Below are 24,332 nucleotides of genomic sequence, written 5' to 3' on the forward strand. Positions count from 1 at the left end.
ACCTCACATGACTTCCACAAGACAATCGTCTCTTCACTCTAGTTGCTCTAGTTACTCAATCGTTAGGTCGTAACACTATTCTTATTTAAAAGTCTCGGAGAACCGTGCCGCTGTCTCATCTCCGTGTTCACTCATCCAGTTCCAATCCACTTTAAGCTGCGGGATATCTTTCAGATTCGCCCGGTTAGTCGCTTCGATGTCTTCACGACCCGGAATCAGGTAAGCATCTGCAACAAGCTTTTGTGCCTCATCAGACAACAGGTAATCGATAAATGCCTTGGCATTCTCCACATTCTGACTCGATTTCAGAATCGCTGCCGGTCTTGGACTGATTACAGTTCCTTCCTCTGGATATACGATGTCCAGCGGTTCACCTTTGGCCTTGGAGGAATACGCCATGTAGTCCACACCAGCTGCTACGATGCTTTTCGCTCCGGTAATGACCGGGTCAAGTGCTTCCTGATTCGCTCCTGCCATCGCTACACCATTGGCTTTGTAGCTGTCCAGCAAGTCCCAGCCTTTATCTCCATTTACACTCAGGTAACCCGTAATGAAGTCCAGCGCGGAACCGGACAGCGTAGGATCAGGAATGTTCACAACATCTTTCCAGGCAGGTGTTGCCAGCTCAGCCCAACTGGTTGGTGGCGTAGACACCAGCTTCGTATTGTAGACAATTCCGAGTGCGGAAGCACTGGAGCTAAAATAGTTGCCGTCGGCATCCGACCAGTCCTTGTTCAGCTTGTCTGCATTCTCCGCATCAGGATATGGGAGTGTCAGTCCATCTGCTTTCAGTGCTTGTGCCGAAGGCAGGGAGGCTAGAATAACCACGTCCGCTACCGGGTTGGATTTTTCAGCTTCCATGCGAGCCAGAATTTTGCCTGTCGTGCCCTGGAACATCTCCACTTCAATGCCCGTCTTGGCTGTAAATCCGCTGATGATGTTATCCGCCAGCTTCTGAGGTCCTGCACTGTACAAAACCAGCTTACCACCGGCTGGTTTTGTTGTTTCCGCCGATGCAGTAGCCGTACTGCCTTCCCCAGCAGCTTGACCCGCATTCCCGGTAGTTGAATTACCTGTGCTGCATCCGAACAAACTGATACTCATTACCGCTGATAATAACAGCATTGCGCTTCTTTTCCGTGTTTTCATACCCAACATTTCATTCCATCTCCCTTGGTTTCTGATTATATTTGTACTCACATTTCTGCAAACTCAAGCTGTATGCTCATCATGATCAGTTGGCTGCTGCGATGAACTCTCTCGACTTCACAATCGGAGTGTCTTGTCCGTTCATTCGGCAGATCCGCTCCGGGGCTACATAGAGCTGAACCTTCTCCCCTACGCGTACTCTTCGATCCAGATAGGCTGTCCATACACCCAGTCCCTCCATCTGCACCCGAATTTCATAACGCTCTCCTACATAACTGACGCTGAGCACTACCGCCTGATAACACAGATCGTCATGACCTGTTTTGCTCCAGGAGACATGTTCCGGTCTCACCATGGACTGATTAGGCGTAAGCCAGTTGGACTTTCCGATAAACGAAGCAACAAAAGGATCGCTTGGCGATGCGTAGATCGTTTCCGGGGTTCCTTTTTGCAATATGCGCCCCTTCTCCATCACTACAATCTCATCGGACATCGACATCGCCTCAACCTGATCATGGGTGACGTACAGCGCTGTCAGTCCCATGTCCCGTACCAATGACATCATCTCAATTCGCATCTCTTCCCGCAGCACGGCATCCAGTGCACTTAGCGGCTCATCGAACAGAATAATCCCCGGTCTTACTGCTACCGCTCTGGCAAAAGCAACCCGTTGCTGCTGTCCTCCCGACAGCTGATGAGGATAACGATCCTCCATGCCTTGCAGGCGAACCATGCCAAGTGCTTCGGTCACCTTTTGGCGCAGATCCGATTTTTGCTTTCCGGCTTTCAAGCCGAACGCCACATTTTCGTATACTGTCATATGCGGCCATAATGCAAAATCCTGAAACACCATGCCCAGATTACGCTTATGGGTCGGTACATCTATTCGCTTCGTCGCCGAGTAGAAACTCTTGCCATCCGCGACGATTTCTCCCGCATCCGGTTGCTCCAGCCCCGCCAGCATCCGCAGCAACGTCGTTTTGCCGCAGCCGGATGGGCCGAGCAGCGTCGTGAACTGTCCATGCTGTAGCGTTAAATCCGTGGGCAGCAGCGCGGGAGTGCGATTGAATGATTTTTGAATTCCCCTAATTTCCATTTTCATAAGCATCCCTGCCTGTCTTCTTGTACTGTTCTCAGTCTAACGTCCGCTTTCGCGAGTTGTATGTTAGAAATGTAAAATTGGAATTAACTTTTTAGATGAATTCTGTTGATCTTCATAGATTAAATCTATATAAGGTGATTAAAATGAATTTTTCATTTTGCTACTCCGATTACAGCACCATCTTCCGATCGCTGTTATCCCCAGATTTCCTTGATCCCCTTTACAAAGGGAGAAACCAGGGGATAAAGGCGAAGCATATGCTTCCGAAGTAGCTTTCTTTCAGAAAGCTTTTAGCTCCGCTTCTTCAGATTGGTCCTGTACTCTCCGTCTTTATGAAAAAAAGCATTAATTCATCTTATATTATGGAGGCCCTGTATAAGTGAGAGGAGTGTTGAGTTCGTTGAACCTGATTAAACTGCAAATTGTTGAACTCATTGATAAGCATCATTATATGACCAGCGTGGCCGAGCTTCTCGGCATCAAGCAGCCTACCGTTACCTTCCATATGAAGTCTCTGGAGGAAGAGATGGGGGTGCGATTATTCGAATCGCGTAGTGGAAAGACATTTCTCACCGAGGCTGGACAAGCCCTTTTACACTATTCCGTCAAAATCAATGCCCTCACTCAGGAGGCGCGCCGGGTAGTACAGGAATATGACAGCCTCTATCGGGGCACCCTGCACATTGGAGCGAGCTATGTACCTGCAACGTATTTACTGCCACCTATTTTGAATACATTTTCTCAGGAATTTCCCGGTATTCGAATGATGTTATCAGTCAAACCTTCACCCGTCATCCGCGAAATGTTGATCCGTCACCAGATTGATCTGGGTGTAATCTCTTCCGAACCGTTTGTAGGGCCGGTGCTGCAAGCAGAGACGTTGTGTGAAGACGATCTGGTATTAATCTGCTCTCCAGAGCATGCCTTGGCTCAGAGGAATGTGCTGAAACCTGAGCATATGGCACAGGTTCCTTTTGCACTGCATGGGGATGAATCCAGCACTCGACGTTTAACGAACCAATGGCTGGAGCAACATGATATTCGTTTGCGAAGCACCGTTGAGATGGACTCTTTGGAAGCGATCAAGCAGTTGGTTCTACTCGGTGGTCATATCTCGTTCATGTCACGAATGGCCGTACAGTGGGAAGAGCAGCATGGACTGATCAAGGTCCTCCCCATTCCGGGGGAGCAGGCTCCGCGACATATTTATACCGTCCACAACAAGGATCGTCATCCTTCCGTCCAGGTCAACCGCTTCAAGGAAGTATTGCGGGACATGAGCCACAGCCTCTCTCTTTTTCATTCATGATCCCGCTAACCCATATAAACTATCGCTTGGCATTCATCAAATCTATGCAGGGTTAACGCAACGCCCCCTTCCATTTAATCGCTTTCATATACTTCGACGATAAAGTGGGTCTGTACGTTAATCCAGCCTAGGGAGTGATTCGTTTTGAAAAAATGGAAAAAGGTAACCGCCTCATTCATGCTGAGCATCGTGACATTGGGAAGTGGACTGACGTTTCTGGAAGCACCACAGGCTTCCGCAGCAGCCAATGCCGTTCCTGCTTATGAAGTGAAGTTCCTGGCTAAGCCGGAGCTGGTATTGAACACGGATGGGACACCACGCAATGAAGTCATTCAGACGCTGGGCTTGAGCTCCTCAGCAAGAAACATTAGTGCAGAGTATTTCGACACCAACGCACTTAATCTGAATCAAGCAGGGTGGGATGTCCGTTTTCGGAAGAAGGATGACAAGAACAATTATGAACTGACTTATAAAAAGCGCTATCCTGTTATCAATGGTGATGTTAATGCGGCGTTGACTCTGGCTAACCAAGAGGGATTTGATGCGTCAGATGATAACTACGAGGCTGAAATTGACTGGGGATATGGCAAACAAACATTAAGCTTCTCCAACACGAAAAAGGTGGACACCAAAGCTACAGGCGTACAACTTCCATCACAGCAGGAAGCTTTGAGCATGTTATTGGACAAACTGCCTGGCAAATTAAAAAACTGGTCCTCCTCCAACTGGGGTAAACAACAACTCACGGCCTCCCGTGCGTACGGCCCGGTAACGTTCCAACGTTATGAAGGCTCATGGAATGGACAAGAACTCACCCTTGAAGTATGGCCTATTCGCAACGCAGCAGGCACAGGTGTAGAGAATATCGTGGAGATCTCGTTCAAAACAGCAGATTCTACAGCTGTTTCGGGACTGCGTACCCAACTGATGCAAGTGCTGGAAAACAAAAACTGGCTCATTCCTGCCGATGGCCTGAAAACTCAGCTCATCTTGGAAAGATACTAATTGGTTGTTGCTGTCTATATCGTATGAGTCTAAGTATGGTATCTAGCGGTTTATGGGACAACGGGGAAAATGGGCATGTCTATGTTCTTATGAAACGAAAAGGATCAGGGTCTTTCCCCTTCCCTTCCCGTATCGATTAAACATACAACGATATGTTTGGTTTATCTGCCATCAAGCTGAAATCCCATTTCATCCAAAACAAAAGGAGATCAACAGGAACTTTCTGTCGATCTCCTTTATTTAATATTCCTTACAGTTAGTATATTTTAAAGGTTTGGGCTGTTTCGATCCCAAGGGCACTCTGGATAAACGTATTGGCGACACGCTCCACCGGCACCGGATTAAATCCGATAAACACACCCTTATATTTCTCTGCGGATTCAACAAACAGGTTAGGACTAACCGAATTCAGACGTATACCTCGCGGTAACTCATACGCTGCTGCTTTGGCAAACGAATCGATTGCACCGTTAACCATAGCACTGGACGCGCCTTTCAGAATGGGGTGGTCCTGTATAATGCCACTGACCAGCGTAAAACTTCCCTTATCGTTGATGTAGTGCTGCCCAATCAAGACAATGTTTACTTGACCGAGTAATTTCCCCTGCACACTAATCATATTGTTCTCAGGGGTCAGTTCCTCCAGCTTCGCATAATGGGTCTGACCTGCTGCAACAATCACATAGTCTATATTAGTCACCGTTTCAAAGAGGGATGTAATACTCTCTGTGGATGTCATATCCACCTGGTAATCTCCGGATTGCCTGCCGGCTGTAATGACCTCAACGGAATATTCCTGAAGCTTTGCTACAACAGCCTTGCCTAATGTTCCATTTCCTCCAATAACGAGAGCCCTTTTCATAATACGCCTCCTTTTTATCAGTGAAAGCATGCTATTGTACATTCATTGATCTCTCCATTTAAACAAAGATCACTCGCATAATCAAACCTACTTCACAATTAAGCCTAATAATCCAACAAAAGAGGCGGCCTGAGCATCTGAGATGATGCATCCGTCCAGATCCTCAATATCCACGAGCAACCTTTCAAAGCTACAGTCGCTGAGGTCCATTCCTTTAAGCTTAACACCCGACAAAAGAGCTTGATCTATATTGCATTCAGAAAACTCCAGTTTTTGAGCTGTAGCTTGAAAGAAATCGCCACTCACCAGAGAACATTCCGTGTACTTCACCTGTTTAAACTTGGAGAATCGAAATAAAGAAAGGTCAGCTACACAGCCCTGAAAGCTTATATTTTGGAGCCTGCTATTTGAAAAATTAGTACCAAGCAATTTACAATTTCTAAATTCTGTTCGGTGAAGGAAAGAACCGTTAAAGTCCATATTGGACAAATCACATTTATCAAAAATCACATCAGTAAGCTCGACTTCGGGGAGAGAGGACTGGCTAAAGATCACGTTCTCAAAGACCACTTTATCGAATGAAACCCTGCTGGCGCTCTGATTCTCCACAGAGATATTGGTAAATCGTCCATGTTTAATTTCTTCTTTAATCTCCCATGTTTCTAAAGTTAACGATAAGTCTTCGAGTTCCAGGGGAATCTTTGGCGTTTCTATTTTATTTTTCATAAGTCCTCCCACTATTTTCTGATATGAGCTTACTATATCAAAAAGAGCCCTTGCAATAAGCAAGAGCTCTCTTTGTTGTTACCATGAAGCGGGTGATGGGAATCGAACCCACGCTATTAGCTTGGAAGGCTAAAGTTCTACCATTGAACTACACCCGCAAATAAAAATCGGGATGACACGATTTGAACATGCGACCCCCTGGTCCCAAACCAGGTGCTCTACCAAGCTGAGCTACATCCCGATACTTATGAAAATAATGGCGCGCCCTGAGAGATTCGAACTCCCGGCCTTTTGATTCGTAGTCAAACGCTCTATCCAGCTGAGCTAAGGGCGCAAATATTGGAGCGGAAGACGGGAATCGAACCCGCGACCCTCGCCTTGGCAAGGCGATGCTCTACCGCTGAGCCACTTCCGCAAAATATATGGTGCGGTCGAGAGGACTCGAACCTCCACGGGGGTTAGCCCACACGGACCTGAACCGTGCGCGTCTGCCAATTCCGCCACGACCGCAAAATATAATGGTGAGTCATGAAGGGCTCGAACCTTCGACACCCTGATTAAAAGTCAGGTGCTCTACCAACTGAGCTAATGACTCAAACTAAAAACTAAAATGGCTGGGGATATAGGATTTGAACCTATGCATGACGGAGTCAAAGTCCGTTGCCTTACCGCTTGGCTAATCCCCATTAAGAAAACATGGGGCGATCGAGGGGAATTGAACCCCCGAATGCCGGATCCACAAACCGGTGCGTTAACCACTTCGCCACGATCGCCATAAGCTATCCCTTACATTCGCTGAGAGTATCTCAGTATTCCCATCTGAAACTACAATATACATTCTATTATAAATTCAGAGGTAAATGCAATAAATGGTGCCGGCGAGAGGACTTGAACCCCCAACCTACTGATTACAAGTCAGTTGCTCTACCAGTTGAGCTACACCGGCACGGTGTAAAATGTTACTTGAGTAAAAATGGCGGAACCGACGGGATTCGAACCCGCGATCTCCTGCGTGACAGGCAGGCATGTTAGGCCAACTACACCACGGTTCCAGATCACTTTCTTAATAGAAAGGTTAATTGCGGGGGCAGGATTTGAACCTGCGGCCTTCGGGTTATGAGCCCGACGAGCTACCGGGCTGCTCCACCCCGCGTCGTTATTATAAGTTATATGGTGGAGGCTGAGGGGATCGAACCCCCGACCCTCTGCTTGTAAGGCAGATGCTCTCCCAGCTGAGCTAAGCCTCCATATATATGACCCGTAGGGGATTCGAACCCCTGTTACCTCCGTGAAAGGGAGGTGTCTTAACCCCTTGACCAACGGGCCACAGTAACAAAATTCTATCTGGCGGAGAGAGAGGGATTCGAACCCTCGAGACGCTTTTGGCGCCTACACGATTTCCAATCGTGCTCCTTCGACCAACTCGGACACCTCTCCTGAATGGCTCCCCGAACAGGGCTCGAACCTGTGACAACTCGATTAACAGTCGAGTGCTCTACCAACTGAGCTATCAGGGAATGGTGGAGCCAAGCGGGATCGAACCGCTGACCTCCTGCTTGCAAGGCAGGCGCTCTCCCAGCTGAGCTATGGCCCCATACACTGTGGTTTAAAACTTATATGGTGGGCCCTGGTGGACTCGAACCACCGGCCTCACCCTTATCAGAGGTGCGCTCTAACCAACTGAGCTAAGGGCCCCAATATATTTCCCTTTTCCTTACGAGGGGGGCAAAAAAAATACCCCAAAGGGAATTCGCTTGGCGGCGTCCTACTCTCCCAGGACCCTGCGGTCCAAGTACCATCGGCGCTAGAGGGCTTAACGGTCGTGTTCGGGATGGGTACGTGTGGAACCCCTCCGCCATCGCCACCAAACGCGATTTGTCGAAGCATAGCTTCTTGAAATCCAATATGGAACTGAAAATCATACGCACATTCTGTGATGTACCGATTTTCATTTCAGAGATTATTCTCTGAAAACTAGATCCGAAACGAAATTTGCGAGTTATAACCTGCATATTGGATAAGCCCTCGACCGATTAGTACTGGTCAGCTCCATGCATTGCTGCACTTCCACCCCCAGCCTATCTACCTCGTCGTCTTCAAGGGGTCTTACATACTGGGAAATCTCATCTTGAGGGGGGCTTCACGCTTAGATGCTTTCAGCGCTTATCCCTTCCGTACATAGCTACCCAGCGGTGCTCCTGGCGGAACAACTGGTACACCAGCGGTACGTCCATCCCGGTCCTCTCGTACTAAGGACAGCTCCTCTCAAATTTCCTACGCCCACGACAGATAGGGACCGAACTGTCTCACGACGTTCTGAACCCAGCTCGCGTACCGCTTTAATGGGCGAACAGCCCAACCCTTGGGACCTACTTCAGCCCCAGGATGCGATGAGCCGACATCGAGGTGCCAAACCTCCCCGTCGATGTGGACTCTTGGGGGAGATAAGCCTGTTATCCCCAGGGTAGCTTTTATCCGTTGAGCGATGGCCCTTCCATGCGGTACCACCGGATCACTAAGCCCGACTTTCGTCCCTGCTCGACTTGTAGGTCTCGCAGTCAAGCTCCCTTATGCCTTTGCACTCTTCGAATGATTTCCAACCATTCTGAGGGAACCTTTGGGCGCCTCCGTTACTCTTTAGGAGGCGACCGCCCCAGTCAAACTGCCCACCTGACACTGTCCCCGCACCGGATTACGGTACCAGGTTAGAACCTAGATACGATCAGGGTGGTATCCCAACGGTGCCTCCACACAAGCTGGCGCTCATGCTTCAAAGGCTCCCACCTATCCTGTACAGATCGTACCCAAATTCAATATCAAGCTGCAGTAAAGCTCCATGGGGTCTTTCCGTCTTGTCGCGGGTAACCTGCATCTTCACAGGTATTAAAATTTCACCGGATCTCTCGTTGAGACAGCGCCCAAGTCGTTACGCCATTCGTGCGGGTCAGAATTTACCTGACAAGGAATTTCGCTACCTTAGGACCGTTATAGTTACGGCCGCCGTTTACTGGGGCTTCGGTTCACAGCTTCGGATTGCTCCTAACCGCTCCCCTTAACCTTCCAGCACCGGGCAGGCGTCAGCCCGTATACTTCGCCTTACGGCTTCGCACAGACCTGTGTTTTTGCTAAACAGTCGCTTGGGCCTTTTCACTGCGGCCCCCTCGTGCTATTCACACTACCGGGGCACCCCTTCTCCCGAAGTTACGGGGTCATTTTGCCGAGTTCCTTAACGAGAGTTCTTCCGCGCGCCTTAGAATTCTCTTCTCGCCTACCTGTGTCGGTTTGCGGTACGGGCACCATCACCTGGCTAGAGGCTTTTCTTGGCAGTGTGAGATCATGACCTTCGCTACTATAATTTTCGCTCCCCATTACAGCCCAGCCTTACGATGTGCGGATTTGCCTACACATCAGCCTCACTGCTTAGACGGACATCCATCAGTCCGCGTCACTACCCTGCTGCGTCCCCCCATTGCTCATAACGGCTTACGGTGGTACAGGAATTTCGACCTGTTGTCCTTCGACTACGCCTTTCGGCCTCGCCTTAGGTCCCGACTTACCCTGAGCGGACGAGCCTTCCTCAGGAACCCTTAGGCTTTCGGCGGATCAGATTCTCACTGATCTTTTCGTTACTCATACCGGCATTCTCACTTGTATAATGTCCAGCGCTCCTTACGGTACACCTTCAACCCTTATACAACGCTCCCCTACCCCTGATGCAAGCATCAAGCCATAGCTTCGGTGGTGTGTTTAGCCCCGTTACATTTTCGGCGCAGAGTCACTCGACCAGTGAGCTATTACGCACTCTTTCAATGGTGGCTGCTTCTAAGCCAACATCCTGGTTGTCTGTGCAACTCCACATCCTTTCCCACTTAACACACACTTGGGGACCTTAGCTGATGGTCTGGGCTGTTTCCCTTTTGACAATGGATCTTAGCACTCACTGTCTGACTCCCGGAAGTAAGTCTATGGCATTCGGAGTTTGACTGAGCTTGGTAACCCTTGCGGGCCCCGCACCCAATCAGTGCTCTACCTCCACGACTCTGTTTTCCGAGGCTAGCCCTAAAGCTATTTCGGGGAGAACCAGCTATCTCCGAGTTCGATTGGAATTTCTCCGCTACCCCCACCTCATCCCCGCACTTTTCAACGTGCGTGGGTTCGGGCCTCCAGTGCGTGTTACCGCACCTTCACCCTGGACAGGGGTAGATCACCCGGTTTCGGGTCTACGTCCACGTACTACATCGCCCTATTCAGACTCGCTTTCGCTGCGGCTCCGGCTCTTCACCTTAACCTTGCACGGGAACGTAACTCGCCGGTTCATTCTACAAAAGGCACGCCATCACCCCTAAAACGGGCTCTGACTTTTTGTAAGCACACGGTTTCAGGTTCTATTTCACTCCCCTTCCGGGGTGCTTTTCACCTTTCCCTCACGGTACTGCTTCACTATCGGTCGCTAGGAAGTATTTAGCCTTGGCAGATGGTCCTGCCGGATTCATACGGGGTTTCACGTGCCCCGCACTACTCGGGATACATCTCGGAGAGAGCAGACTTTCAACTACAGGGCTTTTACCTTCTTTGGCGGGCCTTTCCAGACCTCTTCGTTTAACCGGCTCCTTTGTAACTCCATGTGAGATGTCCCACAACCCCAGAGAGCAAGCTCTCTGGTTTGGGCTTCTCCGCGTTCGCTCGCCGCTACTGACGGAATCACTATTGTTTTCTCTTCCTCAGGGTACTTAGATGTTTCAGTTCCCCTGGTATGCCTCTACATAACCTATGTATTCAGTTATGAGTAACTGGAAATTACCCCAGCTGGGTTTCCCCATTCGGACACCCCCGGATCAAAGCTTGCTTACAGCTCCCCGAGGCAGTTTCGTTGTTCGCCACGTCCTTCATCGGCTCCTAGCGCCTAGGCATCCTCCGTGTGCTCTTAGTAGCTTAACCATAATTGCTCCGGTTTCGACTGCTCGCTTCCCTTGTTTTGCTTACGCAAAGCCAAAAGTCACTCCCATTCGATACCATCGCAATGCAGTTTTCACTATTTATTGAAACTTGTTTTAACACAAGTTCAGCTTAAAAAGGAATGTTCTAAATCGCAAAATTTCGTTTCGATATCTAGTTTTCAAAGAACAAGCTCCATGCAAAAGCAAGCTGTTTGAGAGTTTGAGCTCTCAAAACTGAGCAACGAGTGAGTAGTTTTTGCAGCTAAGCTGCGTATTTGAATGTTTCCGTTACAGGAAACGATTCTCCATAGAAAGGAGGTGATCCAGCCGCACCTTCCGATACGGCTACCTTGTTACGACTTCACCCCAATCATCTATCCCACCTTCGGCGGCTGGCTCCTTGCGGTTACCCCACCGACTTCGGGTGTTATAAACTCTCGTGGTGTGACGGGCGGTGTGTACAAGACCCGGGAACGTATTCACCGCGGCATGCTGATCCGCGATTACTAGCAATTCCGACTTCATGCAGGCGAGTTGCAGCCTGCAATCCGAACTGAGACCGGCTTTTTAGGATTCGTTCCACCTCGCGGCTTCACAGCCCGTTGTACCGGCCATTGTAGTACGTGTGTAGCCCAGGTCATAAGGGGCATGATGATTTGACGTCATCCCCACCTTCCTCCGGTTTGTCACCGGCAGTCACCTTAGAGTGCCCATCCGAAATGCTGGCAACTAAGATCAAGGGTTGCGCTCGTTGCGGGACTTAACCCAACATCTCACGACACGAGCTGACGACAACCATGCACCACCTGTCTCCTCTGTCCCGAAGGAAAGGCACATCTCTGTACCGGTCAGAGGGATGTCAAGACCTGGTAAGGTTCTTCGCGTTGCTTCGAATTAAACCACATACTCCACTGCTTGTGCGGGTCCCCGTCAATTCCTTTGAGTTTCAGTCTTGCGACCGTACTCCCCAGGCGGAGTGCTTAATGTGTTAACTTCGGCACCAAGGGTATCGAAACCCCTAACACCTAGCACTCATCGTTTACGGCGTGGACTACCAGGGTATCTAATCCTGTTTGCTCCCCACGCTTTCGCGCCTCAGCGTCAGTTACAGCCCAGAGAGTCGCCTTCGCCACTGGTGTTCCTCCACATATCTACGCATTTCACCGCTACACGTGGAATTCCACTCTCCTCTTCTGCACTCAAGTCACCCAGTTTCCAGTGCGATCCGGGGTTGAGCCCCGGGATTAAACACCAGACTTAAATGACCGCCTGCGCGCGCTTTACGCCCAATAATTCCGGACAACGCTTGCCCCCTACGTATTACCGCGGCTGCTGGCACGTAGTTAGCCGGGGCTTTCTTCTCAGGTACCGTCACCTTGAGAGCAGTTACTCTCCCAAGCGTTCTTCCCTGGCAACAGAGCTTTACGATCCGAAAACCTTCATCACTCACGCGGCATTGCTCCGTCAGGCTTTCGCCCATTGCGGAAGATTCCCTACTGCTGCCTCCCGTAGGAGTCTGGGCCGTGTCTCAGTCCCAGTGTGGCCGATCACCCTCTCAGGTCGGCTACGCATCGTCGCCTTGGTGAGCCATTACCCCACCAACTAGCTAATGCGCCGCAGGCCCATCCCCAAGTGACAGATTGCTCCGTCTTTCCAGTTTTCTTCAGGAGAAGAAAACAACTATTCGGTATTAGCTACCGTTTCCGGTAGTTGTCCCAAGCTTGAGGGCAGGTTGCCTACGTGTTACTCACCCGTCCGCCGCTAACCATCAGAGAAGCAAGCTTCTCATCAAGTCCGCTCGACTTGCATGTATTAGGCATGCCGCCAGCGTTCGTCCTGAGCCAGGATCAAACTCTCCAATAAAGTATTGAAAAGAGCGATAAGCTCATTTTGAAACTGACGAGATTAAAAATCTCATTTTATGCTCCAGTCGATCCAAGCCAAGGCTTGTCTCAAACTTTCGCGTTCACTCTGCAAGCAGAATGTTTACTCACTCGTTGTTCAGTTTTCAAAGATCAAACTTGTTTCATTGCCGTGTGTTGTTCACCTCAGCAACTTTTATATCTTATCACATCCGAACCAACTTTGCAAGCTCTTTTTTTAAGTTTCTTTCGAAGCTTATTTCATTCGCTTGCCGCACCATGTTTCTCGTGTTTTCTTGGCCGGAATTAGAATATACCATGTACAGTTTTCGAATGCAAGCTTTATTTTCAAAAAAACTTTAGAAGCACATTCTCTATCAGATAATCTACAATCTCTTTCTTCTATAGTAGAGACCCTCGTATATATACCCAACACTCCTTAAGGTACCAGAAAGCAACGTTTACCCAGGCATTCTTACTCTATAAAACCAACTTCACCCTCCATCCGTTCAAGAGTCTAGAGGTGCATCCAACATCTATAGCCAGGGAAGTCATTCATACCTATCTTCATTCAGTCGAAGATCATATGGATGAGTCAGACCCTGGCTCTTATATAACATTACATTATATGATTCGACATCACCTTCTATATAAGCATGAATTCATCCCCACACGAAATAGCTATCCGATCGTTATAAGATCCGTTTACCCAGCAATGAAGCAATCAGCTCTACTCCAAGGCGGGCCGTATGCCTGTTCTGATCAAACAGCGGGTTAACCTCCACCAGATCCATAGACGTGACTTGGTTGGTGGAAGCGAGCAGCTCCAGTGCAAAATGAGCTTCACGGTAATTCAGCCCCCCTGGTACCGGCGTACCCACACCCGGAGCCTCACGCGGATCAAGACAATCCATATCAAAGCTAATATGAATACCATCTGTTCCTTCTCCGACTACAGCCAGCGTCTGTTCAACAACCTGTTGTATACCCATCCGGTCAATATCATGCATTGTAAAGCTCTTGATGCCAAGTGCTCGGATCTGTTCCTTCTCATATACATCCAAATCACGCAAGCCAATATAGACCAGGTTGGAAGGATTAAGGAACGGCCCCGCGCCCGGAATATGTGACAAGTTAAATGCAGAATGCCCCAAAGCGGCAGCAACACTCATCCCATGCATATTTCCAGACAGACTACGCTCTTCTGTATTCAAATCCGCATGAGCATCAAACCAGATCACACCCAGATTGGAATAATGCGCAGACAACCCGGCAAGAGAACCTATAGCTACACTGTGATCCCCACCCAGAACAAGTGGAAAAGCTCCTTCCGCTATCGCGCCAGACACTTCATTGCACACTCGCTCGCTCACCTGTCTAACCTCGGATAAATATTTCACACGATTGCGTTCAATTGGAGCTACAGACTCTGAGGGACAATCTACACGGATCTCTTTTGATACTTTCAACCCAAGGCTAGCAATTTCACGTTTCAATCCTGCGGTAATGAGTTCATCCGGACCTAACTCAGCACCACCTCGGGCCCCGCCTAATCCAAAAGGCACCTTAATAACGGCAACGTCATGATGACGCAAATGTAATTGGCTCGTTTCATTAGAAGCACTCAGCGTTCCTGCAGATTCCATATCATTGTTTCCCATGTAGGCCAGCTCCTTCGCTGCTTATATGAAGTAATCAAAGAATCAAAGGTTTATCAGTCACCCAGCACCTGAGCAATTCGCTCCAACGCCCAGTCGATCTCAGTCTCCGTAATGGTCAGTGGCGGTGCAAAACGGATCGTTGTTTCATGGGTTTCTTTACAGAGCAGTCCAACAGACATTAACTTCTCACAATATGGGCGTGCAGGTACATGCAGATCAACACCGATGAACAACCCTCTGCCTCGAACCTCACGCACAGCTGAACTGCGAATTCCCTGAAGCTGTTTCATAAAATAATTCCCCAGACGCTCCGAGCGCCCTGCAAGCTTCTCATTTTCCAGAACTTCCAGTGCCGCAACAGCCACTGCGCAGGCAAGTGGGTTCCCCCCGAAAGTGGAGCCATGAGAACCCGGTTCAAACAAATCCAGTATTTCTGCATTTGCAGCAATAGCCGAGATGGGTATCACTCCCCCACCTAGCGCTTTACCCATAATCCAGATATCAGGCTCAACCCCCTCCCAGTCAGAGGCAAAACGGCGTCCCGTTCGTCCGAATCCGGTCTGAATTTCATCCGCCACAGTCAACACCCGGTGCTGTTTGCACAGCGTAAAGGCTTCAGCAAGATATCCTTCTGGCGGAATGACAATACCGGCCTCCCCCTGAATGGGTTCCACAAGAAAAGCGGCCGTATGCGGTGTAATCGCAAGTTTAAGCGCTTCAATGTCACCATAAGGAATGATTTTGAATCCGGGTGTAAACGGACCAAAGTCTTTTTTGTACTCTTCTGAAGATGAGAAAGAGGTGACCGTCAGTGTTCTTCCATGAAAATTGCCGGAGCATACGATAATTTCAGCTTGATTTTCCGGTACACCCTTGCAGCGATATGCCCATCTTCGTACTGCTTTCACGGCCGTTTCAACCGCTTCAGCTCCCGTGTTCATGGCCAGAATTTTGGGTTTGCCTGTAAATTGCGAGAGCTTCTGATAAAAAAGTGATGCCGCACTGCTGTGAAATGCCCGTGATGTTAATGTTACCCGATCTGCCTGATCTTTCAGCGCCTGAATGATTACCGGATGTCTGTGCCCATGATTTAATGCCGAATATGCACTTAACATATCCATATAACGGCGACCTTCGGGATCTTCGACCCATACTCCCTCTGCCTGCTCAATGACGATCGGGAGCGGATGATAATTAGGTGCAGCATAACGTTCCGACCAATCCATTAACATTTTCGAATCTGACATATACTCCCAGCACCCCTCTTTGATTATATTGTATACAAAATACAATATCAATGTATGCTTCGCCACGACCATTTACGACTCCTGCTCACTTTTTCCGCGATCACCTAATTTCACTTCATTCGCAGACTTTCCGTATTCCGTTATCGGGATACGGAAAGTCTGCGTTCCAGCCAGGTGAGCAGGTTGGCCAACGTAAATGTAATTACAAAATAGAGGGCAGCAGCAACAAGGAGCGGGGCAAGCGGCTGGAAGGTAACCCCCTGAATGGCTCTAGCCGTATATATAATCTCAGCAATCCCGATCATGGAAACAAGCGAGGAATCTTTAATGATAATAATGAATTCATTACCGATCGCCGGAAGCATGTTTCGAAAGGCCTGCGGCAGTATAATGTAGCGAAGCGTCATGCTATGGGACATCCCAAGAGAACGCGAAACTTCAGTCTGTCCTTTATCAATTGCCTGAATCCCCGCCCTGAACACCTCTGCCATGTATGCCGAGCTGTTCATGGTCAATGCGACCACCCCCGACATAAATGCGGTTAGGTTCACACCAATTACGGTCAGACCATAATGAATAATGAGAATTTGCACCAACATCGGCGTACCGCGAATGAGTTCGATATACGCGGATGCTGCGAACTTGATAGGCCACACTCGTGATATACGCAGCAGTGCCACCATAACCCCCAGCAAAGTACCAAATAACACCCCAAAGAAGGAAAGCTCCAACGTCACCCACGCGCTACGCGCATAATCCTGCCAATGTTCGGATAGAAAGGAGAAATCTAAATTCACGGTATATCCCTCACTCGCCCGGTTTATTCGCCTAACATCTCATTCGCTTCAACAACGAAGCGTTCGATATCTCCGTCCGTTTTGAGCTTCTCCAGCGTACTGTTGATCTGATCAACGAGCTCCTTGTTGCCTTTTTTCACGGCGATTGCCGATCCTCCTTCATCCTCTGCCTGTTCAATCTTCACATTTGCAACAACCAGTCCCTCCTGGTTCTTTACATACTGCTGCGCAACCGGCTTCTCCAGAATAAGCGCATCTACCCGCCCGGTCTGCAATTCAAGAATCAATTCGGGAATTTTGGCAAGAGAAGTAAGTTTGGCTCCTTGAATATCCTGAGCAATGCCTTCCTGAATGGAGCTTTTCTGCACACCTACCTGCTTACCCGACAAATCATCCAGTGAGGTTATCGAGTCGCCTTCGTCAGCTCTAACGAGCACAGCCTGTTCTGCATAATAGTAGATATCCGTAAAATCAACGTTCTTCTTTCGCTCTACTGTAGGTGTTAAGCCCGATATAACAAAATCGACCTTGTCCGTGCTCAGCGCCATAAGCAAGCCATCAAAATCCATATCCTCAATCTTCAGCTCAGCTCCCATGTCCGCAGCAATCGCCTTGGCAATCTCAATATCAAAACCAACAATAGTGTCCTTGCCATTAATGCTTTTGTGAAATTCATAAGGTGCGTAGTCTGCACTGGTGCCAAGTACGATAACTTTCTTCTCTGCGCTACCACTCTCAGAGGATGGAGAAGGTTCCGACCCGGCCCCCGTCGTTTGTTCCTGCCCACAAGCTGACATGATTACCACCATTAACAACAGCATCATTGGCAAAAGCACTCTTTTCACTCAACATACCCCTGTTCTGTTTTGGAATGATAAAGACATATAACTTGTATACAATATACACAAGGCAATATATGGACTTTGATGTAAGCAATACTAACAAATAATCTATTTCATGGCAATGAATTTAACACATTTATACACTTTAATTCCATAATACGTAATTTATTTAACATAAAACTTACATTGATTTAGATCATTAAGATTGCTTGCCCAACTCCCCCCTCGGTGTTAAGATGATAAAAACTTGAAACTCCCGAACGGCGCACCATTACAGGGCTCACACCCTCACACATCCAATCATCACTATATACAGAAGGGGGGATTCGGTATGGAGGCACCCAAATACCGGTCCTTGAAAGATCACGTTTACGATTATATCGCACAGAAAATTCAGGACGGGACATTGCTCCCCAATCAGAAGATTAATGAAGCGGAGATTTGCAAAAAGTTGGACATCAGCCGTACACCTACTCGGGAAGCCTTATTTCAGCTCACTTCTGACAATCTTCTGCAATATATCCCACGCAGGGGATTTATCGTGGCTCCATTTGATGCTGGCAAAAAACTCGAGTTCTCGCAGGCCATCGGTGCGCTTGAAGCACTTGCTGCTACACTCGCAGCGGACCAGCTCAAACCGTCTGAGCTCCTGGAGATGGAGGCCCTTATTGCACGGATGGATGAAGATATCACCCAGCTCGATCTGGCTGCTTACAGCAAGAATCAATATCAATTTCATAACCTGTACATCCAGCGCTGCGGCAACGCCACTGTCATCGAGATGTTAAACACGTTAAAAAATAGCTTTATTCGCCAATCATATGTCAGCGACAACAAGCCGAAGCTGTCCAGTGTACTTAATGAGGTAAATGAAGAACATCGCCAAATCGTAAGCGCTTTTCGAGCCAAGGATAAACCGCAACTGGAAGCTCTGCTGAAGCATCACTGGCGCATTATCGACAACGATATGCTGTAACGCCTTCAGCCAAAATCTGGCGAGGACTATTTTGATCACTCACTGGCTTGAGTTTAGAGTCCGAGAGTAAAGAAAAAGCAATCCACTTTGGGTGGGTTGCTTTTTTAGATGCCAAATCAGCATCAGCCTAATTTTTTTACATTCGTTAGGGGACTACCCTCTCCGCCAACAAGTCATCCTACACTTTCTGTTTATTATCACTATCCATGGATGACTTTGCTTCAAAAACCGCATAACCCAATTTTTTTCCGTATCTCGCAAGCAAACGATCATTGGTGCGACCCATACGCTGCACTTGCTCATCCTCAAACAAGCTCATATCCATCTCTCGATGAGGATCATGATCCACGCCCCATTTTCCCATAGAACGAGAATGTTCCTTGACCAAGACCTCAGTAAATCCACACTGTCTGAGACGTTTCTTCCATGTAGTCATGGTTGCCAGGGTCCTTATTCCATAAAATTGTTTCAACCTACGGCTCATCACTTCTGTCTTCCTGCCGGATAACACCATCTCCCGATCAATGAATAGACCACCTGGCTTCAATACTCGCTTATATTCCGCAAGGGTACTTCGCCACTGGGTAAAGATGGTGACGGACTCTACAAATACCACATCAAAATAATGATCCGGAAAAGGTAAGGATTTTACATCCGCCTGAATAAAACGAATATCCAAGCGCTCCCGTCTTGCGCGTCGCACCGCTTTCTCCAACATCTGCCGATTCAGATCAACCGCGGTTACCCGATAGCCCTTTCGGGCGAGGTAACAAGCCGTCCTCCCTGTACCACATCCCACCTCAAGCACCTTGCTATGCGCAGGCAGAGACAGCGTATCCAACAGTTGCATCGTTGCTGTAAATCCTCCCGGATGGGCACTCCCTTCTCCAAGCCGGGCCAGCAAATCATGATAATCCATGAGATCCCCTCCCTTTTACTCCCTCCAGTGTATGGAGCAGATATAAAAACGGCTCCTCCCCATCTAATTTCCGGGTACTCGTCCATACCAATCGGTCTTCTTTTTACTATGATATACAAACCGTTGAATTCAAGCGGCAACCGCACCTAATGAGGAGGATTTGCATGTACAGAATTAATCCGGTATGCGAAGAAACGGTTTCTCCGCACGTTGGACGTTCCGTTTGTCTCGTTATGAACGACGGTAAGCATATGTATGGTACGCTTGGTCAATGTCGTGATGGTAAAATTTATTTGAACGGATGTTTCGAAGGACCACGGCTGTGTTCAGTCAAATCCAAACAGCAGCTTGTAAAAAGCAGCAAGAAAAACACTGTTGCAACAAAGAAAGTTAAATCTTCGGCCTACGGTCCATATGGAGGATACGGCGGAGGTTACGGGCGTTACGGCTATGGAGCTGGAGCAGGGATCGAACTGGCTCTGGTAGCAACCCTGTTTCTGCTGCCATTCCTGTTCATCTAAAATCTCTAAACAAACAAAGAACCTTCTTGCATGAAGCAAGAAGGTTCTTTGTTTGTCATTTATCGTTAATTCAAACCCTAGATCCAAGTAAAAACATTGTTGTAAATCGGATGTATTAATTGAAAAAAAAGATATAAAAAAAGGCATTCGCCAAAACGAATGCCGGGAACTTCTTATTTAAGACCCTTACCTTTGTACAAGATGTCAGGTTCAACTTAAAAAAAAACACCTCGTTAGAGGCGGGTAAGCTATGTTAAATCCGATTTCCTTTAGGCATCGTTTTCAGATTACTATTCGAATTTTCAAGCAATGGCAGCATCCTGGTCGTGCTAACCATCTCAGAAGCACATATCGGACAAGTAGGCACGCTATCAAACGCAAAATTGTCCCGCATCCATCCTTTGCACGTATCACTCGTACATTCCCAGATTGCCGCATCCGCTTGTGGAATCTCTTCCAACGGTTTTTTGCGATTATACATGACTTCTACCCCCTTTGTTATGGAAAAACATCTGATCCGACGTTATTTCACAGAAGCCACTACTTAGCGGAAGTTTTGTCCCGTCCGGACTTCTGTCTCGACAACTATTGGGCCGACTTTCATTATAACTGCTCAAAAAAAAGAAGCTGCCTTTACCATTATAACATGTTAAAGGCAGCTATGCTTTAATTACAGTTTTACAACTTCTTCTGCTTGAGGACCACGGTTTCCTTGTACAATTTTAAATTGCACGCGTTGACCTTCGTCCAGCGTTTTGAAGCCTTCGCCTGTAATAGCGCTGAAGTGTACGAATACATCTTCTCCGCCTTCAACTTCGATGAAACCGAAGCCTTTATCAGCGTTGAACCATTTTACTGTTCCGTTTTGCATGTGAATTACACCTCCAAATAAAGATTAACATGTTCCTTTGTTCTTTGCAGCAAGCAAATAAAAATTCACACATTGAAAAAGGTACCAGTCATAACCTATAAGTGATCGCCCTTTACAATATGTGAATTAGGTTTTCCACTCTCTACAACTTGTTTTTATTATAACTCCGTTTTCACCAAAAAGCAAATCTTTGTATTTTCTTTTCAAACAGCTTTGGAAATACATGTTATTCGCACGCACAGGAACAGGGTTTGTCGCTTGCCCTTCCGCTCATTGCGGTCTTATGAAAGGATATGCAGATCCGAACCAACTTATACATTTTCTAAAAAAAATTTTGACATGCATATCCAACACATCCATGAAAGCTCAATCAATCACAGGATAACACTCTAGGTCCATGCCCACATAAAGGCATCCCTATCCCATGCAATCTGCCCACGATGCAGCTTGCGGAACGCTTTCTTCACTTCTTTTGATAACGAAGTATTTCCATTCTCATTCACAAATACAAATTCTTCTCCAAAATTGGACCTTACATATTCAATTGCAGCTTCCTGATGAAGTGTACCGGTGAATTTAATCTCCTGTACCATCCATTCCGCCACTGCCTGTGCTGTCTTTTCCACAATATCACCTATTTATCTACCCATTGTACGGTTGGACGGACTTCCGATTGATTATGAACAAGCCTGCCATACCGCCAGATTGAAGTATACCACGTTCCAATGGCTGGCGGTTAACAGAGTTAGGCCGCAACTTATCACGCCCGTTTAACGAACCACTGAACTCCCCTGTGTAGTACTCTCTGAAGAAGATAATTTCGTTCGAACGTTAAACGTCAACCATACGCAATAAGCAACCAACACAACCAATATGAAGATATCGTAGGCAAGTGTCCCGGTGTCTTGCCGGTCGTTCCCAAGAAATTGAATTAAATTATGTATGAAATGAAAGAGGATCAGCGGCACGATATTCCCGTTTTTCAACATTAACAGCGCGAGCGCCGCTCCAAGCAGCAATGCATAGATTAGTTGCAGAATGGTGTCTGCCATACTCTGACCGGATAATGCATTCATGATATGGGTGATGGAAAATAAAACACTAGAAGTGACAACTGCCGCAACCGCACTCTTACGAAGCAACGTTTTGAAGATCAGTCCACGATAAATGGTTTCCTCCACAAAGGCGACAAGCAAGGTGAAAAATATAAAAAAGGCGACCTTGGAGAAGGCTAACTCTGTAAATCCTTTCAGCGCAAGAGTACCCAGTACAAGGAGTAGCGGAATATAATACTTTGCATGACTTGCCGGGATAGTTCTTATGGAGCGAAATCCGATCTCTCTCCATTTGCGTCGCAGGGTGAGATAAATAATGAGCACGAGGGCCATTGGAGTAAACGACATCAATACTGGTGATGTGTAGTCCAGTTGCTTCACGGTAGCTACCGCCCCTGCCGCGAAAACCGCGAGCAAAAGGAGCAGTTCAATAATGACTACCGTCAGCACGGGCCTGCGCGTGGAAAAGGATTGGTTTTGCTTGGATTGCGGGATGTTCATAGATTGTAATAGCCTCATTTCATTTTTATTGGTTGTCATATGAACTTATATGACAATTTAGTTTTATCATATCTATTCGATATTCTGCTATCCTTTTCTGGATAAAACTATAAAAGTAACAAAAAAGAGAATTTCTCTTACAGCTTTTACCTTACAATCAGGTATGGCTCAAGTGCTAAAATGTCTATTATAGTATTAAAAGAATGAATCGGTGCAGGGTTACGACATTTCTGCAACGTCATATATATGGAGAGTTAAGATGAGAGCTGTGAAATGAAGAACGAAGAACGAACTCAGGGGGATACTATGAAAGCATTATTTCTGCGCTGGGGACATTTGCTGGCAATCTTATGTATACCGCTTCAAGGTTCCATTTATGTTTTGTTAGGCAGTAACACCGGAAGTGATGTCTTCTACAATTATGCCTGGATTGATACACAGATTCCTTTTATCAAAGAATTTATTTATCCTTATGTCAGTTGGATGCCGATTCTGTATCTTGGATTTCTCTATTTGGGTCTAACAAACAAATCGCTATTCTGGCGTATGATAATTACCTATAACGTAGGAGTAATCGCAGCCAACATCGTTTTTGCGGTCTTCCCTACTTACGTGCCTCGACCGGAAGCTATCGGAACAGGTTTAAGCAGCACGCTCGTACAGTTTATCTATACCAATGATGCTCCATACAACTGTTTTCCAAGCATCCACTGTCTCACAAGTTATCTGCTCTTCATCATCATCAATCGACACTTAAACTTCAAACCAATGGCGCGGATCTCATGGTCGATATGGTTGTGGCTAATTATTGCTTCGACGGTGTTTGTAAAGCAGCATTCGCTGCTGGATGTAGCTGGCGGCATTCTGTTCGGCGAAGCAGCGTACTGGGCTGTGCATGTAGTTGCAGTTCGCGCTGGACTGGCAAGCAAAAAAACAAAGCAACCACTTACAGCTACAAATACAAGCAGCAACCGCTTAGTATAAGATCTATATTGCATCGGCAGGAGTAATTCAACTGTCATGAAACCAGAAAGAGGGCCTCGGCCCTCTTTTTTTGCGTGATTGCAAGTTGATGTTTAGTTAATACTTAAATGAAAGAACTTTTCAAGACGCAACCATGAGGACCCTGTCCTTCATACAATGGGTGGACGTTCATGGAGCAGATCAGATGGAGGGCTTCCCATTAAACGCTTGAATATCCGGTAAAAATAAGACAGATCTCGGTATCCGAGAAATTCTGCAATTTCCTGAATGGAGAGCTGTGACTCGGTAAGCAAATACACTGCCCTTTTCATCCGTTGATCATGAACATATTGGCTGATCGTCTGATTTGTCATGCTTTTAAATAACGCGGCTGCGTAATTAGGAGTTTTACCGATCTCATCCCCGAGCTCTTCTTTCGTAACTTTCTCTCGGTAATGCCGCTCAATGTATCGCTTCATCCGCTCCGCATGAAGATGTCTCTCCGGTGGAATAACACCGCGGTCCAGCTCCCTGTTTATATAAATAAGCACTTCCATCAATAAGGCTTGGCTCATCATGACATAATAAGACGGACGTTCCTGCCATTGTTGTTGGATAGCTTTCATACGTTCATGGATCAGTTCATAACATCCGGGCTTATGTCGCAAGGCCTCACTCCGTTCCAGCGCAGGCAAACCTTGTGCATGATCCCCCTGTAATTGAACAACAATTTGCGTGTGAGTTACGGTAGGAATACTTTTGCCGTAATACGGAATGCCGGCGGGAATTAGCAGCAGCTCACCTTTCTCCATGATCTGCTTCTCTCCGTTCACCCAATATACACATTTTCCATAAGTAACCAGGCTTAACCGCCAAGTGGCCTGTGACTGCACCGCTTCTTCGTACCAACCGACACCATTAATGTGTCGTACTTCTAATGGAGTGACCATAACACACCTCATTATTGGACTATATTCTAATCATTGTACTATAGTTCATACCCTGATTCGACAGAAAACGCTACAAT

The 24,332-nt window shown here is 47.4% G+C and carries 19 protein-coding genes, 17 tRNA genes and 3 rRNA genes; 5 read left to right on the forward strand and 34 right to left on the reverse strand.

All coding sequences use genetic code 11. The features are described 5' to 3' along the window. Positions 1–81: 81 nt before the first annotated feature. Entirely contained in the window at positions 82–1,158 is a 1,077-nt protein-coding gene (locus tag HW560_RS03620) for an ABC transporter substrate-binding protein (RefSeq protein ID WP_090904034.1), read from the reverse strand. A gap of 76 nt (positions 1,159–1,234) precedes the next feature. Beyond that, positions 1,235–2,251, reverse strand: a complete 1,017-nt coding sequence (locus HW560_RS03625; protein WP_090904340.1) for an ABC transporter ATP-binding protein — start codon at positions 2,249–2,251, stop codon at positions 1,235–1,237. Between the two features lie 400 nt (positions 2,252–2,651). Here HW560_RS03625 and HW560_RS03630 point away from each other — a divergent pair, with 400 nt between their 5' ends. Together HW560_RS03630 and HW560_RS03635 are read left to right on the forward strand one after the other, a co-directional pair. After that, positions 2,652–3,560 carry a LysR family transcriptional regulator gene (locus tag HW560_RS03630; protein ID WP_179265731.1) on the forward strand — a complete coding sequence of 303 codons (909 nt, stop codon included), beginning with the start codon at positions 2,652–2,654 and terminating at the stop codon, positions 3,558–3,560. A 144-nt stretch (positions 3,561–3,704) separates the two neighbouring features. Further along, positions 3,705–4,565, forward strand: coding sequence for a CYTH domain-containing protein (locus HW560_RS03635; RefSeq protein ID WP_179262082.1), 861 nt, complete (start codon positions 3,705–3,707; stop codon positions 4,563–4,565). 256 nt (positions 4,566–4,821) lie between these two features. Here HW560_RS03635 and HW560_RS03640 read toward each other — a convergent pair whose 3' ends face one another. From HW560_RS03640 to HW560_RS03765, 26 genes are all read right to left on the reverse strand, one after another. Continuing rightward, positions 4,822–5,427 (reverse strand): short chain dehydrogenase, encoded by a 606-nt coding sequence (locus tag HW560_RS03640; protein ID WP_053780037.1) that lies wholly within the window; start codon positions 5,425–5,427, stop codon positions 4,822–4,824. 87 nt (positions 5,428–5,514) lie between these two features. Further along, positions 5,515–6,153 (reverse strand): pentapeptide repeat-containing protein, encoded by a 639-nt coding sequence (locus tag HW560_RS03645; RefSeq protein ID WP_179262084.1) that lies wholly within the window; start codon positions 6,151–6,153, stop codon positions 5,515–5,517. An 87-nt stretch (positions 6,154–6,240) separates the two neighbouring features. Then, a tRNA-Gly gene (locus HW560_RS03650) sits at positions 6,241–6,311 on the reverse strand. 9 nt (positions 6,312–6,320) lie between these two features. Next, a tRNA-Pro gene (locus tag HW560_RS03655) sits at positions 6,321–6,394 on the reverse strand. A gap of 16 nt (positions 6,395–6,410) precedes the next feature. Further along, positions 6,411–6,487 (reverse strand) — tRNA-Arg (locus tag HW560_RS03660). Positions 6,488–6,493: 6 nt separating this feature from the next. Next, positions 6,494–6,568 (reverse strand) — tRNA-Gly (locus tag HW560_RS03665). A gap of 8 nt (positions 6,569–6,576) precedes the next feature. Further along, a tRNA-Leu gene (locus HW560_RS03670) sits at positions 6,577–6,663 on the reverse strand. A gap of 9 nt (positions 6,664–6,672) precedes the next feature. After that, positions 6,673–6,748, reverse strand: a tRNA-Lys gene (locus HW560_RS03675). 16 nt (positions 6,749–6,764) lie between these two features. Beyond that, positions 6,765–6,839: transfer RNA gene (locus tag HW560_RS03680), tRNA-Gln, on the reverse strand. An 11-nt stretch (positions 6,840–6,850) separates the two neighbouring features. Then, positions 6,851–6,926: transfer RNA gene (locus HW560_RS03685), tRNA-His, on the reverse strand. Positions 6,927–7,023: 97 nt separating this feature from the next. After that, positions 7,024–7,099 (reverse strand) — tRNA-Thr (locus tag HW560_RS03690). 28 nt (positions 7,100–7,127) lie between these two features. Next, positions 7,128–7,205: transfer RNA gene (locus HW560_RS03695), tRNA-Asp, on the reverse strand. A gap of 27 nt (positions 7,206–7,232) precedes the next feature. Continuing rightward, positions 7,233–7,306, reverse strand: a tRNA-Met gene (locus tag HW560_RS03700). A gap of 18 nt (positions 7,307–7,324) precedes the next feature. Continuing rightward, a tRNA-Val gene (locus HW560_RS03705) sits at positions 7,325–7,400 on the reverse strand. Positions 7,401–7,407: 7 nt separating this feature from the next. Then, positions 7,408–7,479 (reverse strand) — tRNA-Glu (locus HW560_RS03710). A gap of 19 nt (positions 7,480–7,498) precedes the next feature. After that, positions 7,499–7,590 (reverse strand) — tRNA-Ser (locus HW560_RS03715). Between the two features lie 4 nt (positions 7,591–7,594). Beyond that, a tRNA-Asn gene (locus HW560_RS03720) sits at positions 7,595–7,670 on the reverse strand. Position 7,671: 1 nt separating this feature from the next. Then, positions 7,672–7,747: transfer RNA gene (locus HW560_RS03725), tRNA-Ala, on the reverse strand. Between the two features lie 24 nt (positions 7,748–7,771). Further along, a tRNA-Ile gene (locus tag HW560_RS03730) sits at positions 7,772–7,848 on the reverse strand. A gap of 57 nt (positions 7,849–7,905) precedes the next feature. Beyond that, positions 7,906–8,022, reverse strand: a 5S ribosomal RNA gene (rrf, locus tag HW560_RS03735). A gap of 144 nt (positions 8,023–8,166) precedes the next feature. Beyond that, a 23S ribosomal RNA gene (locus HW560_RS03740) occupies positions 8,167–11,091 on the reverse strand. 310 nt (positions 11,092–11,401) lie between these two features. Beyond that, a 16S ribosomal RNA gene (locus tag HW560_RS03745) occupies positions 11,402–12,953 on the reverse strand. The 16S, 23S and 5S rRNA genes sit together here with 17 tRNA genes alongside, the layout of an rRNA operon. A gap of 691 nt (positions 12,954–13,644) precedes the next feature. Next, positions 13,645–14,613, reverse strand: a complete 969-nt coding sequence (gene rocF, locus HW560_RS03750) for an arginase (RefSeq protein ID WP_257031670.1) — start codon at positions 14,611–14,613, stop codon at positions 13,645–13,647. A 53-nt stretch (positions 14,614–14,666) separates the two neighbouring features. Further along, positions 14,667–15,860, reverse strand: a complete 1,194-nt coding sequence (locus HW560_RS03755; RefSeq protein ID WP_179262086.1) for an ornithine--oxo-acid transaminase — start codon at positions 15,858–15,860, stop codon at positions 14,667–14,669. Between the two features lie 140 nt (positions 15,861–16,000). Further along, the gene (locus HW560_RS03760) at positions 16,001–16,657 is read right to left on the reverse strand and encodes an amino acid ABC transporter permease (protein ID WP_090905378.1); all 657 of its coding nucleotides are present in this window, start codon (positions 16,655–16,657) and stop codon (positions 16,001–16,003) included. Positions 16,658–16,680: 23 nt separating this feature from the next. Further along, positions 16,681–17,502: an ABC transporter substrate-binding protein gene (locus HW560_RS03765; protein WP_090905380.1), complete on the reverse strand. Its 822-nt coding sequence runs from the start codon at positions 17,500–17,502 to the stop codon at positions 16,681–16,683. Between the two features lie 328 nt (positions 17,503–17,830). On the opposite strand from HW560_RS03765, the gene HW560_RS03770 reads away from it, so the two are divergent. Continuing rightward, positions 17,831–18,475 (forward strand): GntR family transcriptional regulator, encoded by a 645-nt coding sequence (locus HW560_RS03770; RefSeq protein ID WP_090905382.1) that lies wholly within the window; start codon positions 17,831–17,833, stop codon positions 18,473–18,475. A gap of 178 nt (positions 18,476–18,653) precedes the next feature. Here HW560_RS03770 and HW560_RS03775 read toward each other — a convergent pair whose 3' ends face one another. Beyond that, the gene (locus HW560_RS03775) at positions 18,654–19,394 is read right to left on the reverse strand and encodes a class I SAM-dependent methyltransferase (protein WP_179262088.1); all 741 of its coding nucleotides are present in this window, start codon (positions 19,392–19,394) and stop codon (positions 18,654–18,656) included. A gap of 164 nt (positions 19,395–19,558) precedes the next feature. On the opposite strand from HW560_RS03775, the gene HW560_RS03780 reads away from it, so the two are divergent. After that, on the forward strand, positions 19,559–19,915 hold the full coding sequence (locus HW560_RS03780; protein ID WP_090905386.1) for a hypothetical protein: 357 nt from the start codon (positions 19,559–19,561) through the stop codon (positions 19,913–19,915). Positions 19,916–20,168: 253 nt separating this feature from the next. Here HW560_RS03780 and HW560_RS03785 read toward each other — a convergent pair whose 3' ends face one another. The 4 genes from HW560_RS03785 to HW560_RS03800 all read right to left on the reverse strand — a co-directional run bounded on the left by HW560_RS03785 (position 20,169) and on the right by HW560_RS03800 (position 22,342). After that, positions 20,169–20,396 carry a cold-shock protein gene (locus HW560_RS03785; protein ID WP_024633773.1) on the reverse strand — a complete coding sequence of 76 codons (228 nt, stop codon included), beginning with the start codon at positions 20,394–20,396 and terminating at the stop codon, positions 20,169–20,171. Between the two features lie 189 nt (positions 20,397–20,585). Continuing rightward, positions 20,586–20,786, reverse strand: a complete 201-nt coding sequence (locus HW560_RS03790) for a cold-shock protein (protein ID WP_024633772.1) — start codon at positions 20,784–20,786, stop codon at positions 20,586–20,588. Positions 20,787–21,175: 389 nt separating this feature from the next. After that, on the reverse strand, positions 21,176–21,412 hold the full coding sequence (locus HW560_RS03795; RefSeq protein WP_090905388.1) for a DUF6953 family protein: 237 nt from the start codon (positions 21,410–21,412) through the stop codon (positions 21,176–21,178). 144 nt (positions 21,413–21,556) lie between these two features. Beyond that, the gene (locus HW560_RS03800; RefSeq protein WP_090905390.1) at positions 21,557–22,342 is read right to left on the reverse strand and encodes a CPBP family intramembrane glutamic endopeptidase; all 786 of its coding nucleotides are present in this window, start codon (positions 22,340–22,342) and stop codon (positions 21,557–21,559) included. A gap of 306 nt (positions 22,343–22,648) precedes the next feature. On the opposite strand from HW560_RS03800, the gene HW560_RS03805 reads away from it, so the two are divergent. After that, complete coding sequence (locus HW560_RS03805; protein ID WP_179262090.1) at positions 22,649–23,326, forward strand: phosphatase PAP2 family protein; 678 nt, start codon at positions 22,649–22,651, stop codon at positions 23,324–23,326. Between the two features lie 149 nt (positions 23,327–23,475). Here the strand turns inward: HW560_RS03805 and HW560_RS03810 are convergent, their stop codons facing one another. After that, complete coding sequence (locus HW560_RS03810; protein ID WP_090905394.1) at positions 23,476–24,255, reverse strand: AraC family transcriptional regulator; 780 nt, start codon at positions 24,253–24,255, stop codon at positions 23,476–23,478. Between the last annotated feature and the right edge of the window lie 77 nt (positions 24,256–24,332).

The organism is Paenibacillus sp. E222 (assembly GCF_013401555.1).
Lineage (GTDB): Bacteria > Bacillota > Bacilli > Paenibacillales > Paenibacillaceae > Paenibacillus.

Bases quoted from the DNA above. Each gene is read 5' to 3' on its own strand.
- HW560_RS03620 (WP_090904034.1), bottom strand. From the start codon at position 1,158: ATGTTGGGTATGAAAACACGGAAAAGAAGCGCAATGCTGTTATTATCA.
- HW560_RS03625 (WP_090904340.1), bottom strand. From the start codon at position 2,251: ATGAAAATGGAAATTAGGGGAATTCAAAAATCATTCAATCGCACTCCC.
- HW560_RS03640 (WP_053780037.1), bottom strand. From the start codon at position 5,427: ATGAAAAGGGCTCTCGTTATTGGAGGAAATGGAACATTAGGCAAGGCT.
- HW560_RS03645 (WP_179262084.1), bottom strand. From the start codon at position 6,153: ATGAAAAATAAAATAGAAACGCCAAAGATTCCCCTGGAACTCGAAGAC.
- rocF (WP_257031670.1), bottom strand. From the start codon at position 14,613: ATGGGAAACAATGATATGGAATCTGCAGGAACGCTGAGTGCTTCTAAT.
- HW560_RS03755 (WP_179262086.1), bottom strand. From the start codon at position 15,860: ATGTCAGATTCGAAAATGTTAATGGATTGGTCGGAACGTTATGCTGCA.
- HW560_RS03770 (WP_090905382.1), top strand. From the start codon at position 17,831: ATGGAGGCACCCAAATACCGGTCCTTGAAAGATCACGTTTACGATTAT.
- HW560_RS03775 (WP_179262088.1), bottom strand. From the start codon at position 19,394: ATGGATTATCATGATTTGCTGGCCCGGCTTGGAGAAGGGAGTGCCCAT.
- HW560_RS03780 (WP_090905386.1), top strand. From the start codon at position 19,559: ATGTACAGAATTAATCCGGTATGCGAAGAAACGGTTTCTCCGCACGTT.
- HW560_RS03785 (WP_024633773.1), bottom strand. From the start codon at position 20,396: ATGTATAATCGCAAAAAACCGTTGGAAGAGATTCCACAAGCGGATGCG.
- HW560_RS03790 (WP_024633772.1), bottom strand. From the start codon at position 20,786: ATGCAAAACGGAACAGTAAAATGGTTCAACGCTGATAAAGGCTTCGGT.
- HW560_RS03800 (WP_090905390.1), bottom strand. From the start codon at position 22,342: ATGAACATCCCGCAATCCAAGCAAAACCAATCCTTTTCCACGCGCAGG.
- HW560_RS03805 (WP_179262090.1), top strand. From the start codon at position 22,649: ATGAAAGCATTATTTCTGCGCTGGGGACATTTGCTGGCAATCTTATGT.
- HW560_RS03810 (WP_090905394.1), bottom strand. From the start codon at position 24,255: ATGGTCACTCCATTAGAAGTACGACACATTAATGGTGTCGGTTGGTAC.